This is a genomic window from Photobacterium sp. 2_MG-2023 (assembly GCF_030547675.1).
Lineage (GTDB): Bacteria > Pseudomonadota > Gammaproteobacteria > Enterobacterales > Vibrionaceae > Photobacterium > Photobacterium arenosum.
This window is the reverse complement of record NZ_JAUOQQ010000002.1, coordinates 32,969-46,616: the sequence shown is the minus strand read 5'-3', so window position 1 is coordinate 46,616 and position 13,648 is coordinate 32,969. Positions and strand designations below refer to the sequence as shown.

Genomic DNA, 13,648 nt, shown 5'->3' with positions numbered 1-13,648 from the left:
AGAAAAAAGCTGGCAAGCCAGCTTTTTCCTGAGCACTGAATGGAATTACTCTTCGTCGTCTTCACCAGACTCAAAGTAAGTTCCCCAGCCGTCGTAATCGATATTGTACTTCTGAGCCAGCTCTACCAGCTTGAGCACCTGCTCATCGATCAGCTCAGCGTCCAGGGCTGACTCCATGACCGCATCGAAGCAAACGACTGTACCGCCACCGTCTTCTTCATCCAGATCCAGCTCTTCGGCATCCATCACTTCAAAGCCCATCTTGAAGGCTTCAGCAGCGGCACCTTCCAGCTGAGCAAATGTATCAGCAGAAAAATGGTGTTCAATCGAATACAGCGCATCCGGATCACTGCCATCTTCCAGCAGGGACTCAATGATTTCGCGAGTCTCTTCCTTCTGCTCTTCAATCAATTCTGCGTAAGACATAAGGTCTCTCCAAATAGGGGCACCAGCCACACTAGTATGTATAAAATTGGCCGCCAATATGGCACGGATCCCCGCGAATTTCCATCCTCTGTCGTGATTTCACGCCCCATTCTCTGTTCAGCGAAAGTCGCACTATCGCCTTTCTGATGCAACAGGCGATTTTTCCCGCATTTACTTACGGCTTTGCGATTGACACAGGTATATATAATTTCATATTTTATGGGTAATTATTCATAAAACATCAATTTTCATACATAACGCAGCGATCAGTGTTCGCTGAAGTCATGAACGCGAGGACGAGATATGGCATTTAATCTGCGCAACCGGAATTTTCTCAAGCTGCTGGATTTCACCCCACGCGAAATCGGGCACCTGTTGTCGCTTTCCGCAGAACTGAAAAAAGCCAAATACGGCGGTTATGAACAGCCGCGCCTGAGCGGTAAGAACATTGCCCTGATTTTTGAAAAGTCCTCAACCCGTACCCGCTGCGCTTTTGAAGTCGCCGCCTTTGATCAAGGTGCCCGTGTATCTTATTTAGGCCCGTCCGGCAGCCAGATCGGCCACAAAGAATCAATGAAAGACACGGCGCGTGTGCTGGGCCGTATGTACGACGGTATCCAGTATCGGGGTTTCGGTCAGTCTGTGGTTGAAGAGCTGGGACAATATGCCGGTGTGCCGGTCTGGAACGGTCTGACCGATGAATTCCATCCCACTCAGATTCTGGCCGATTTTCTGACCATGCAGGAACACAGCCCGGGCAAGCAGTTACAGGACATAAAATTTGCCTATCTGGGTGATGCCCGTAACAACATGGGCAATTCCCTGATGGTCGGTGCGGCCAAGATGGGAATGGACATCCGGCTGGTTGCCCCCAAAGACTACTGGCCGGAAGAGGATCTGGTCACCCAGTGTCTGGAGATTGCCAGTGAGACAGGTGCCCGCATTACTCTGACCGAGTCGGTACAGGAAGGCGTGCAAGGCTGTGATTATCTGTATACCGACGTCTGGGTTTCAATGGGTGAAGCACAGTCGGCCTGGGACGAACGGGTTAAAACCATGCTGCCATACCAGGTTAACGCGTCGACACTCAAGGCAACCGGCAATCCCAATGTGAAATTTATGCACTGCCTGCCAGCGTTTCACAACGATGAAACCACAGTAGGTAAAGAGGTGGCTGAAAAGTATGGTCTGTCTGGCCTGGAAGTGACCGAAGAGGTCTTCGAGTCGGCCCACTCTATCGTCTTCGATCAGGCCGAAAACCGAATGCACACCATTAAAGCCGTGATGGTAGCGACTTTAGGTCAATAGCACTGGCATGTGCGCAACCGTCAGGGTCAGGTTCGGTGCAGGCAAACGCTTGCGCCATAGAGAAATGGCGGTATAATCCTCCGCAATTTGTCTAGCGAGTACCAAAAATGGCCCAATCCGCGATCACAGTTGTGCAGCGACGCCGCCGGTTAACGGTGTGCCATGCCGTTTTTGTTACTCCGGATCGTCATCCGAAAGCCTCCTGATCTCAGGGGGCTTTTTTTTGCCTGTACGATAGCCAAGACAGACCCAAAGCCACCCGTTCCAGACTAAAAGAGGGAAAAGCGCCATGGCGAATTCGCTATATCATAAGCACATTATTTCCATCCCCGAGCTTAGCCGCAGCGAACTCGAGCTGATCGTTGACACCGCGGCCCAGCTGAAGAAACAGCCGAATCCTGAACTGCTCAAGCACAAAGTGATTGCCAGTTGTTTCTTTGAGCCATCTACCCGCACCCGCCTTTCTTTTGAAACGGCGATTCAGCGTTTAGGCGGCAGCGTGATTGGCTTCGATAATGGTGGCAATACCTCACTGGCGAAAAAAGGCGAGACGCTGATCGACTCGGTTCAGGTCATTACGTCTTACGTGGATGCGTTCGTGATGCGCCATCCGCAAGAAGGGGCCGCCCGTCTGGCATCAGAATTCTCAGGCAAAGTGCCGGTGATCAATGCCGGTGACGGTGCCAACCAGCACCCGACCCAAACCCTGCTGGATTTATTCAGTATTGCCGAAACGCAAGGCCGCCTGGACAACCTCAATGTTGCCTTTGTCGGCGATCTGAAATACGGCCGCACGGTGCACTCGCTGACTCAGGCGCTGTCGAAGTTCAATAACATCCGCTTTTACTTCATCGCCCCTGAAGCGCTGGCGATGCCGGATTACATCTGCGAAGAGCTGGATGAGGCCGGTATTGCGTACAGCCTGCACACCCAGATGGAAGAAGTGATCCCTGAGCTGGATGTCCTGTATATGACCCGGGTACAAAAAGAGCGCTTTGATGAATCCGAGTATGCGCACATGAAAGCCGCCTATATCCTGAGTGCTGACATGCTGACCGATGCCCGTGACAACCTCAAAGTACTGCACCCGCTGCCACGTGTTGATGAAATCACGACAGATGTAGACAAAACCCCGCACGCTTATTATTTCCAGCAGGCGGAAAATGGCGTCTATGCCCGCCAGGCGCTGCTGGCACTGGTGCTCAATCAAGACATTTAAGCAGGAGAATATCGCATGACAAAAGAGTCCCAACTTCAGGTCGAAGCCATTAAGAACGGTACTGTCATTGACCACATCCCTGCCAATGTCGGTATCAAAGTGCTGCGCTTGTTCCAACTGCATCAGGCTGAAGAAAAAGTCACGATTGGTCTCAATCTGCCTTCCTCAGCACAGGGAACCAAAGATTTGATCAAAATCGAAAATGTGTTCCTCAATGAGGAGCTGGCTAACCAGCTGGCGCTCTACGCCCCCAAGGCGACAGTGAACCAGATTGAAGACTACAAAGTGGTCAAGAAGCTGACCCTGTCGCTGCCTTCACAGATCAACGCTGTCTTTAAGTGCCCGAATTCAAACTGCATTACCCACAACGAGCCGGTCGACAGCAGCTTTAAAGTGGTGACCAAGCATGACGAAGTCCGCCTGAAGTGCAAATACTGTGAAAAAGTGTTCGCTCGCGACATAGTGACAGATTACCACTGACATTCCGGCACTCATGCCTGAAAAACCGCCTGTGACAAAAATAAGAAAGCCGACTCAGCCCTGAGCCGGCTTTTCAGTTTCCCGCCCCTTTTCTGCCTCAGTTCAGCCATTCTCAGTTCAACAACATTGTTTCGCTAATTCCGTTTCTAGACTCAGGGAAAGTGCCACTTTTGGCTCCTTTCACAGTCAAAGTGCCGCGCTGAGCCGAAATCAGCACAGAACGGTTATCAACCCGTTCTGTAAGAGCAAGTGTGACCAACAACGAGTACATAGCATGAATATCTGTGCGCGGTTTTGTCATCGTTATCTCTGGCCTCTGTTACCCGTACGGCCTGCTATACTGGCCGGTCTGATCCTGTCTGGTTGTGTCATGACCAACGGTGACGTCTTTGATGCGCCAAAAAATATGGCCAACCAGCAAGTGATTATCGGAGTGCCCATTTTGCTGGGCGGATTTGGTTCAGCCGTTCCTGTCACACCGAATTTGCAGGTCACGGCCAAACATGTTGCGCGCTATTCCTGGAACCGTGACGTTATCTATCACCCGCTGTGTGATCTGGCATTGATCCGCACGGACTCTGCCCAGGTGCCCACCTGGGGATTAATTTTTCCTGATCAGCCTGTGGTCCATCAGGGCCACTCTCTGCTCGGAAACAGCATTGAAGGTAAAGGCAAGTACCTGCAGGATGTGATAGATACCAACAATAATTGCCTGTATTCCCTGAGCGATGCGCCTGTGATGTCTGGCATGAGCGGTGGCCCTGTGTTCAATGAGGCCGGAGAAATCGTCGGCATCACGGTTGCCATTGTCGATAACCCGGAAGATCTCGCCAACCTGCGCCCGGCCGCACGATACAGCCAGTTTGTCCCTGCCACACTGATTTTTGACTGGCTGCAGGAACTGGGCATACGCCCTGTATCAGCCAGCCCGGCACTGGCCAGCGCTCAGGTCTCGCCTTATGTCAATCGCCTCAACCGCAGCACAGACGTGCCCGATTCTCTGGGTCTGCCCGATAACCAGAATCACAGCAGCAACGGCCTGACACCGCTTGTCGCCCCTCACAATGCGGCAGCGGCCTCCCCGCTCACCAGCTATGCAACGCCAGTGTCCGGCTCCTTCCCGCCGCCGGATGAAAACAGTAATGATGTTGCCCTGCAGCACAGTGCAGCGACTATCTATCAGGAAGAGAAACCCGATACCAGCCGTTCGCCGGCCGAGGTCATCCAGAACCTGAGCAATGATCCCACGTTCCGCTAGCAAACCTTTTGACCTGTTCGTCAAGGCATTGCACACTAGAGGCCGTAAGCATTTCTGTTGAAGCCAAAAAGGATCAAACATGACTCAAGTACTGCACACAGACAAAGCACCTGCCGCTATCGGCCCATACGTTCAGGGTGTTGATCTCGGTAACATGGTTCTGACCTCGGGCCAGATCCCGGTTAACCCGGTAACGGGAGAAGTACCGGAAGATATCGCCGCTCAGGCTCGCCAGTCGCTGGAGAACGTCAAAGCGGTCGTCGAATCTTCAGGGCTGAAAGTGGCGGATATCGTGAAAATGACGGTATTTGTGAAGGATCTGAACGATTTTGGCACAGTCAATGAAGTATACGGCAGTTTCTTTGATGAAAACCACGCTTCCTACCCGGCGCGCTCTTGTGTGGAAGTCGCTCGCCTGCCAAAAGATGTCAAAATAGAAATTGAAGCCATTGCGGTACGCAAAGCCTGAGGCTTCCCTGCATAGTGCACAGTACCAATAAAGACGGGTTAAGCCCGTCTTTTTGTTATTTAAGTGCTGCCAGCACCTTGTGATACACCTGACTGAACCAGGCCGTAAACTGTTCAGGCTGGCTGTCCAGACAAGCGGTTAAATCCGCTTGCGGCCACCAGCGACAGGCCATGACCTCCTCCGGGTTCGGTACTATGTGCAGATCTGAAGTTTCCGCCACCAGAACATAATCCAGTTCGTGTTCTGTCAGGTCGTTATCCAGTTCAGCCCGGTAAATAAAACGGGCGACCTGTTCAAACTGCGCCACCTCGCGTATCCCCATTTCCTCTCCCAGCCGGCGTATTGCCGCCTGCTGCAGGCTCTCACCGTCGCGGGGATGCGAGCAGCAGGTATTGGTCCATAAACCACCGCTGTGATACTTAGTTAATGCTCGCTGTTGCAGCAGATATTCTTTACCTGACGCCGTCTGGCGGTACAGCAGGACGGAAAACGCCAGATGCAGCCTGCCGTCACGGTGAGCCTGCATTTTTTCCGCCAGGCCCAGGTGCTCACCGGCCTGATTCACCAATATCACGTATTCCCGGCTCATCACTCACCTCTCTCTGACGACTAAAAGGTCATACTGCCCTGAAAACAAAGACAGGCCCTAACGGCCTGCCTTCCTGATAATTCGACGCGATCCGAGACGGTTATTTCGCTGAACGGGCCTGCGCTTCGGCGTTCAGATCATCCAGCTTAGCCGCCATCAGATTGCGACAGTGCTCTGACAGCTCGCGGACATCTTCTTTGGTCATGCCTTCCGTTGAGACAGGCGGCATCACTTCCACAATCACCACGCCGTTATTCCAACGGTTAAACTTCACCTTGTCGGTGGAGCTGCACACAATAGGCACCACAGGCACACCAGCCCCGATGGCAGCATGAAAAGCACCGGTTTTAAAAGGCAACAGACCCCGGCCACGAGAGCGGGTACCTTCCGGGAACATCCATACCGAGACCTTACGCTCTTTAATTTTAGCCACCACCTGACCGATAGTCCCCATTGCTTTACTGCGGTTGGCGCGATCAATCAGAATGTTGCCTGTCAGCCAATATAACTGACCAAATAACGGCATCCACAGCAGGCTTTTCTTGCCGACAGTCACTGTACGCGGCAGCACAGCACCTGAAATCGTAAACAGATCATAGTTATTCTGATGATTGCCAACATGGACGCTCGGACCCACTTCCCGCGCGGCGTCCGCAACCCGTAATTCCAGTTTAATGCCCAGAAAGCGGGCCATTTTCGCGAAATACAGCGCAATAGTGTGGACGTGTTTCGGGTTACGCGGGCTTAACAGGCAGTAACCACAGCCAAACACAAACATGACGATGGCAAACAGCGTAAGTGCCAACAGTCGTAATACAGCAATCATCAGATTCTCCTCAGCGTACAAGCGTGCGCTAGTATACTCAGTCAAAGGGAAATTACACCCTTATCACGGCTTTTTTGTTTGATCCTGACGCCATTTCCGTTCGGTAAAGCGCAAATAAAATAAGCCTCTGAACGAGGCTTATTTGGTCTAACACGCTGCGGTGAATGGCAATCAACTGTCTTGATTCTGATCAGGATAAGCAATTTCATAACTGGTGACCCGCTGCAGACCGCGAGGCAGCATAGCGCCTCTTCTGCCGCGCTCACCATAGAAATTCTCCAGATCCGAGACTTTCAGGCCCAGCTTACGTTTCCCTGCGTACAGGGTCAGTTCGCTGCCTGCCGGTAAGACCAGCAAGTGAGACAGAAACTCTTCCCTGGCTTTGGCTCTGGCCGAAGGAATGTTGATAATCTTGTTGCCCTTGCCTTTACCCAGTTGCGGCAGATCCTGAATCGGGAAGATCAGCATGCGGCCTTCATTGGTAATCGCCAGCACCTGATCTTTGCTCAGATCTGAGATCGGCTGGGGCGGCATCACCTCACATTCCGCCGGAACGGACAACAAGGCCTTACCATTGCGGTTCTTGGAGATCATATCGCTGGCCTTGCAGACAAAGCCATAACCGGCATCAGAGGCCATCAGCCAGTATTGCTCTTCTTCAGACATCAGCACCTGACGCACGCTGCTGCCGGCCGTAATATTGAGACGGCCGGTCACAGGTTCACCCTGACTCCGCGCCGAGGGCAGTGTATGGGACTCCAGCGCATAGCTGCGGCCATCGCTGCCAATAAAGATCGCTGGCTGGTTACTCTTACCGCGGGCATGGCTCAGGTAACTGTCGCCAGACTTAAAGTTCAGGCTGCTCGGATCCACCTCATGCCCTTTGGCGTGGCGGATCCAGCCTTTGTCGGACAGCACCACAGTGATAGCTTCACTGGGCAGCAAGTCACGTTCAGTCATCGCCTTGGCTTCAGCACGCTCAACCAGCGGCGAACGGCGATCATCACCGTATGTCTCGGCATCGGCCAGAATTTCTTTCTTCAGCAAAGTGTTCATGCGTCGTTCAGAGCCCAGCAGCTGTTCCAGCTTCTCACGCTCTTTGCTCAGCTCATCCTGCTCGCCGCGGATCTTGATCTCTTCCAGCTTGGCTAACTGGCGTAATTTGATCTCAAGAATGGCTTCGGCCTGCGTCGCACTCAGCCCGAAGCGGCTGATCAGCTCAGCTTTCGGATCGTCTTCCGTGCGGATAATCTCAATCACTTCGTCGATATTGAGATAAGCCGCCAGTAAACCTTCGAGAATGTGCAGGCGCGCCAGCACTTTATCCAGACGGTGCTGCAAACGGCGGCGCACGGTTTCGCGGCGATACACCAGCCATTCTGACAAGATAGTTACCAGGCCTTTCACCTGAGGACGGCCATCCAGCCCCAGCATGTTGAGGTTAACCCGGAAACTCTTTTCTAAATCTGTCGACGCAAAGAGGTGCTCCATCAGCTGCTCGGCGTCGATCCGGTTTGAACGCGGTACGATCACAATGCGGGTCGGGTTCTCGTGATCCGATTCATCACGCAAGTCTTCCACCAGCGGCAGCTTCTTCGCGCGCATCATGCCGGCAATCTGCTCCAGCAACTTAGAACCGGACACCTGATGCGGCAGAGCGGTGATAATGATTTCGCCGTTGTCCTTCGACCACACAGCACGCATCTTCACGCTGCCTTTACCGGTACGGTAAATTCTTTTCAGATCCTCGCTGGAAGAGGTGATTTCCGCTTCCGTCGGGTAATCCGGGCCTTTGACGAATTCCATCAAGGCATCCAGATCCGCCTGCGGATGCTCAATCAGATGCACCACGGCATTGGCCACTTCACGGGCGTTATGCGGCGGAATATCCGTCGCCATACCCACGGCAATGCCTGTCACCCCATTGAGTAAAATATGCGGCAGCCGGGCTGGCAGCATAGTCGGCTCTTTCATGGTGCCGTCAAAGTTCAGCCCCCATTCCACCGTGCCCTGGCCCAGCTCGCTCAGCAGGATTTCAGAAAAACGGGACAGACGCGATTCGGTGTAACGCATCGCAGCGAACGATTTCGGATCATCCGGGGCACCCCAGTTCCCCTGACCGTCCACCAGCGGGTAGCGGTATGAGAAGGGCTGCGCCATCAGTACCATGGCTTCGTAGCAGGCCGAGTCGCCGTGCGGGTGGTATTTACCCAGAACGTCACCGACAGTACGGGCCGATTTCTTATATTTGGCTGTGGCGCTCAGGCCCAGCTCTGACATAGCGTAAATAATCCGGCGTTGTACCGGTTTCAGGCCATCGCCGATAAACGGCAGGGCCCGGTCCATGATTACGTACATGGAGTAATTCAGATAGGCATCTTCAGTAAACTTGCGCAGCGGCAGCTGCTCGATACCTTCCATTGAGACATCAGTCATGGTGGCTAAATCCGTGTTGTCCTGATACCTGCCGGTCTGACCGGCAGGCGGAAATCATCAATTGGCGAGGCTCAGACTTCCACGTCGGCCAGATCACCCTTACTCTGCAGCCAGCTACGGCGGTCTTCAGCGCGCTTTTTACCCAGCAGCATATCCATCATCAGGATAGTCTGCTCGTCATCATCCACTGTCAGTTGCACCAAACGGCGCGTATTGGGATCCATAGTGGTTTCACGCAGCTGTAAGGGGTTCATCTCACCCAAGCCTTTAAAGCGCTGCACATTCACTTTGCCGCGTTTGCCGCTGAGGCGATCGAGAATGCCTTCTTTCTCCGCCTCGTCCAGGGCGTAATACACTTCTTTCCCCAGATCGATACGGTACAAAGGCGGCATGGCGATATACACATGACCGGCTCGCACTAGGGCTTCAAAATGCTTCATGAACAGCGCACATAACAAGGTGGCGATATGCAGACCATCTGAGTCGGCGTCGGCCAGCACACAAATCTTACCGTAGCGCAGGCCGCTCAGATCATCACTGTCCGGGTCAATCCCCAGCGCCACTGAAATATCATGGACTTCCTGTGAGGCCAGTACCTGATCCGCCGACACTTCCCAGGTGTTCAAAATCTTACCGCGCAACGGCATGATCGCCTGAAACACACGATCACGAGCCTGTTTGGCGGAACCGCCTGCTGAGTCACCTTCCACCAGGAAAAGCTCGGTTCTATTGAGATCCTGCATCGAACAGTCGGCCAGTTTGCCCGGTAATGCCGGCCCGCTGGTGATTTTCTTACGCACCACTTTCTTGCTGGCACGCATCCGGCGATGGGCATTGGCAATACATAATTCCGCCAGCTGTTCGGCTATTTGCGGACGCTCATTGAGCCACAGGCTGAATGCATCTTTGACCACGCCCGAGACAAAGGCCGCACACTGGCGGGATGACAGGCGTTCTTTGGTCTGACCGGCAAACTGCGGATCCTGCATTTTCACCGACAGCACATAGGCACAGCGCTCCCAGATATCCTCAGCCGTCAGTTTCACACCGCGCGGCAGCAGATTACGAAATTCACAAAATTCCCGCATCGCATCCAGCAAGCCCTGACGCAGGCCGTTAACATGCGTACCGCCCTGCGCTGTTGGAATCAGGTTCACATAGCTTTCAGTGATTAATTCACCGCCTTCCGGCAACCAGACCACGGCCCAGTCTGCCGCTTCGGTCTGTCCGGTAAAGACACCCGTAAAGGGGGATTCAGGGAGCAGGGTATAGCCCTTGACACCTTCAAACAGGTAATCTTTCAGGCCATCTTCGTAGCACCAGCGTAGGGTTTCGTTGGCTAGTTTGTCAGTGAATACAATTTCCAGGCCAGGGCACAATACCGCCTTGGCTTTCAGCACGCTTTTCAGGCGGCTGACTGAAAACTTCGGGCTGTCGAAATACTTACCATCCGGCCAGAAATGAACACGCGTCCCCTTGGCGCGGCGGCCACAGGTATCAATGACTTCGAGTTCACTGACTTTATCGCCGTTTTCAAAAGCAATCTGATACACCTGTCCGTCACGCTTGACCGTGACTTCGACGCGCTTAGAGAGTGCATTCACTACGGAGATACCGACCCCGTGTAAACCGCCTGAGAATTGATAGTTTTTATTGGAGAATTTGCCGCCTGCGTGGAGTTTACACAGGATCAGCTCGACCCCGGATACCCCTTCTTCCGGGTGAATATCCACGGGCATACCCCGGCCGTCATCAATCACCTCAAGCGATTGATCATCGTGCAGGATCACTTCGACTTTCCTGGCATGGCCAGCCAGGGCTTCATCGACACTGTTGTCGATGACTTCCTGACCCAGGTGGTTTGGCCGCGCCGTGTCGGTATACATGCCAGGGCGACGTCGAACCGGCTCTAGGCCGTTCAGAACCTCAATGGCTCCAGCGTTATAGCTTTGGTCTGTCATAGATTCGGAAAGTTACGAGAAAATGTTGCCACAATAGTCAGTAACCTCAGCCTTGATGTCAAGCTGAGGCTAATACGAGTCAATAAACAATGCCATGCCCGAAAGCACGCTGCGAAACAGTTATAAACCTAAAAAGCGGACAATATCGGCGGGATAACGATTAAATCCAATGAAACTGTGATCGCCGTTCGGTTCTACCGTCTGACGACAGGCTGCATACTTTTCCACCGCCTGACGGTAGTCCAGCACTTCATCACCTTCCTGCTGCAACAACCACAGTAAATCCGGCTGATTCAGCTCTGGAATCTCCAGCACCTTCAGCTCATCCATATGAGGCGGCGACAAAGCGTACTTCTCTTGCGTATACGGGTTTACCTGCTCTCCCAGATAATCTGTCAGCAGCTCAAAAGGCTTCACGGCCGGATTGACCAGCACAGCAGGCAAATGATGCCGCTGGCTCAGCCAGGTGGCCAGATAGCCGCCCAGCGAGCTGCCGACCAGGCCAATGCGATACGCCGACTTTAAGTCAGTCACTAATGTATCAATAGCGTGCGCCGCCTGGCTCGGGTAAGACGGTAATTGTGGGATCTCGAGCCGGATATCAGGCCGGTTCGCCTGGCAGTATTGTGCCATGAGCCGGGCTTTCATCGATTGCGGCGAGCTATTAAAACCGTGCAGATAAAGCAGTAAAGATTCCATCAGTAACCTGCGGCGTCAAACTGCGGCGAGAAGGTGCGCTGGCGCACCCGTTCGACTTTGGTATCAATGTCACCGTTCGCTTGCAGACTCAGCCAACGCCATCCGGGGTTGGACTGATCCAGAGCAAAATCATTGGAGTCAGGTTTAAACTGAATACAGGTCGACGGCGTGGCCAGCACCCGAACTCCCTGATGCAGTACATCCAGTTCCTGATGGATATGTCCGCATAATACGGCTTTCACCTGAGGATACTCAGAGACCACTTGCCAAAAGGCCTGATGATTTTTCAGCTGATGCTGATCCAGCCAGCGGCTGCCGGCAGCCAGTGGATGATGGTGCAGCAGCACCAGTGCATGGCGGTCCGGGTGGGCAGCCAGAGCCTGATCAAGCATCTGAAGCTGCACCTGGTTTAATTCACCGTGTGGTACGCCCACCACCTGACTGTCGAGCAGAATCACCTGCCAGCGCTCACCGGCCAGTACCTGATCACAGGCCTTGATCTGCGGTGAGGGCAGCACGCTTTTCATGCTGGGTTGATAGTCGTGGTTACCGGGCAGCCAGAAACAGGGTTGCACCCAGCGTCCGATCCCATCGGCAAAGCGCTGATAAGAGGCTGGTGTGTGATCCTGCGAGATATCACCCGTTGCAATAATGGCATGAAACGGGCGTAGCTGAGCCGCCACTTCGTCGAGTACGGCATGAAAGCTGTCTTTTGTTGCCACGCCCAGCAGGCTGCCCTTGGCATCCGCAAACAAATGGGTGTCGGTCAGTTGCAGCAAAAGTACACTATCTGAATTATCCTGCGGCAGAGAATAGGTCTGCAAAACGTCAAAACCTTGTTGAATGAAATCGTTAATAAACCGATTGCTTACTGAGACCGTTCTTCAGGCAGTAAGCCAGCCAATCTCCCAAAAAGCGATTAACCTGATGTTTTTCATCTTTTTGGTGCATCCGCATATTGGGGTAATCATACCTTGGCTTCAAACGTGAAATCTGCTGAATAGAACACACTTCTGCCACCCTGGCGTCATGATAAAGCCGCACTTTAAAGGTGGGTACCAGGTATTCAGGCAAGCCTGTATCGGTTTCCATTTGCAGCTGAATCAGCGTGGTGTAGCGGGTTGATTCCAATATCCTGAGCTTATAATCATGGCCGCCGACCTGATAGGCACACTCCTCCCCTACCGCTTCACTTTTTGGCAGTAATGGAAGCAACTTCGCATAGTTGGTTTCATATAAACGCATGATACCCGCGAGATCGACCGTGTACCTTCTGTTCACAACTTGTCCTTAACCCAATCGGCCTGCAGTTGGTGATAGTGTAATTGCAACCATTGTAGCGCAATGATGCTGGCCGCATTTTCTATTTTACCAGACACCACCCAATCATACGCTTCTTCACGGCTGACCACATGCACCTTGATATCCTCACCTTCATCTTCAAGCCCGTGAATACCGGATGCCAGGCGGCTATCGACACAACCGGCATAGACACTCAGGGTTTCCGAGCACCCGCCTGAGCTGGACAGATAGCGGGTAATATGGGCAAGTTGATCTACCTGGATGCCCGCTTCTTCCACCGCTTCCCGGCTGACCACCTCTTCCGCGTTTTCGCCAGGCTCAATGATTCCAGCCACAATTTCCAGCTGCCAGGGCTGGCAATCGCCAGCCAGGGCGCCAATTCGGAACTGCTCCACCAGTACCACCTGATCACGCACAGGATCGTACGGCAGCAAGGCCGCCGCATGGCCACGCTCCAGCAGTTCACGGGTCAGAGTCTGGCTCCAGCCGCCGGCAAACAAGCGATGGCGAAAACGGAATGCTTTCAGGCTGAAGAAACCCTGATAAAGCGTTTCTTCATGCTCCACTTCGACATCCATCGCGCCGAACGCTCCCGGGTTATTTCTGGACGAGTCAGACATCGGTAATCTCCATGTCATGGGCCTTTCACAATTATCGCTCAGGCTCACTTGAGGC

Annotated in this window: 14 protein-coding genes; 5 read left to right on the top strand and 9 right to left on the bottom strand. The window is 53.2% G+C overall.

Annotated elements, in window-relative coordinates; translation table 11 throughout:
* Window positions 1-45 precede the first annotated feature (45 nt).
* Window positions 46-426: a ribonuclease E inhibitor RraB gene (rraB, locus tag Q4491_RS02950; protein WP_303454420.1), complete on the bottom strand. Its 381-nt coding sequence runs from the start codon at window positions 424-426 to the stop codon at window positions 46-48.
* A 303-nt stretch (window positions 427-729) separates the two neighbouring features.
* On the opposite strand from rraB, the gene argF reads away from it, so the two are divergent.
* From argF to Q4491_RS02925, 5 genes are all read left to right on the top strand, one after another.
* Window positions 730-1,734 carry an ornithine carbamoyltransferase gene (gene argF, locus Q4491_RS02945; RefSeq protein WP_192015476.1) on the top strand — a complete coding sequence of 335 codons (1,005 nt, stop codon included), beginning with the start codon at window positions 730-732 and terminating at the stop codon, window positions 1,732-1,734.
* Between the two features lie 289 nt (window positions 1,735-2,023).
* A complete protein-coding gene (gene pyrB / locus Q4491_RS02940) occupies window positions 2,024-2,953 on the top strand; it encodes an aspartate carbamoyltransferase (protein WP_027251907.1) in 930 nt (309 codons plus the stop codon).
* A 15-nt stretch (window positions 2,954-2,968) separates the two neighbouring features.
* Complete coding sequence (gene pyrI, locus Q4491_RS02935; protein ID WP_192015475.1) at window positions 2,969-3,433, top strand: aspartate carbamoyltransferase regulatory subunit; 465 nt, start codon at window positions 2,969-2,971, stop codon at window positions 3,431-3,433.
* Between the two features lie 274 nt (window positions 3,434-3,707).
* Window positions 3,708-4,691 carry a serine protease gene (locus Q4491_RS02930; protein ID WP_237793776.1) on the top strand — a complete coding sequence of 328 codons (984 nt, stop codon included), beginning with the start codon at window positions 3,708-3,710 and terminating at the stop codon, window positions 4,689-4,691.
* A gap of 79 nt (window positions 4,692-4,770) precedes the next feature.
* Window positions 4,771-5,160: a Rid family detoxifying hydrolase gene (locus Q4491_RS02925; protein ID WP_192015473.1), complete on the top strand. Its 390-nt coding sequence runs from the start codon at window positions 4,771-4,773 to the stop codon at window positions 5,158-5,160.
* A gap of 55 nt (window positions 5,161-5,215) precedes the next feature.
* On the opposite strand, the gene idi is transcribed toward Q4491_RS02925, so the two are convergent.
* From idi to nudF, 8 genes are all read right to left on the bottom strand, one after another.
* Window positions 5,216-5,749, bottom strand: a complete 534-nt coding sequence (gene idi, locus Q4491_RS02920) for an isopentenyl-diphosphate Delta-isomerase (RefSeq protein WP_303454411.1) — start codon at window positions 5,747-5,749, stop codon at window positions 5,216-5,218.
* Between the two features lie 100 nt (window positions 5,750-5,849).
* Window positions 5,850-6,575 carry a 1-acylglycerol-3-phosphate O-acyltransferase gene (locus tag Q4491_RS02915; protein WP_192015471.1) on the bottom strand — a complete coding sequence of 242 codons (726 nt, stop codon included), beginning with the start codon at window positions 6,573-6,575 and terminating at the stop codon, window positions 5,850-5,852.
* 171 nt (window positions 6,576-6,746) lie between these two features.
* Window positions 6,747-9,011, bottom strand: coding sequence for a DNA topoisomerase IV subunit A (parC, locus tag Q4491_RS02910; RefSeq protein ID WP_303454406.1), 2,265 nt, complete (start codon window positions 9,009-9,011; stop codon window positions 6,747-6,749).
* 71 nt (window positions 9,012-9,082) lie between these two features.
* The gene (gene parE, locus Q4491_RS02905; RefSeq protein ID WP_192015469.1) at window positions 9,083-10,972 is read right to left on the bottom strand and encodes a DNA topoisomerase IV subunit B; all 1,890 of its coding nucleotides are present in this window, start codon (window positions 10,970-10,972) and stop codon (window positions 9,083-9,085) included.
* A gap of 120 nt (window positions 10,973-11,092) precedes the next feature.
* Window positions 11,093-11,671 carry an esterase YqiA gene (yqiA, locus tag Q4491_RS02900; protein WP_192015468.1) on the bottom strand — a complete coding sequence of 193 codons (579 nt, stop codon included), beginning with the start codon at window positions 11,669-11,671 and terminating at the stop codon, window positions 11,093-11,095.
* Window positions 11,671-12,495, bottom strand: coding sequence for a 3',5'-cyclic-AMP phosphodiesterase (gene cpdA, locus Q4491_RS02895; protein WP_303454403.1), 825 nt, complete (start codon window positions 12,493-12,495; stop codon window positions 11,671-11,673). The genes yqiA and cpdA overlap by 1 nt, the downstream gene beginning before the upstream one ends.
* Before the next feature lie 28 nt (window positions 12,496-12,523).
* On the bottom strand, window positions 12,524-12,952 hold the full coding sequence (locus tag Q4491_RS02890) for a DUF1249 family protein (protein ID WP_192015466.1): 429 nt from the start codon (window positions 12,950-12,952) through the stop codon (window positions 12,524-12,526).
* Window positions 12,949-13,593: an ADP-ribose diphosphatase gene (nudF, locus tag Q4491_RS02885; protein ID WP_255557855.1), complete on the bottom strand. Its 645-nt coding sequence runs from the start codon at window positions 13,591-13,593 to the stop codon at window positions 12,949-12,951. Before nudF ends, Q4491_RS02890 begins: the two co-directional genes overlap by 4 nt.
* Window positions 13,594-13,648: the final 55 nt, after the last annotated feature.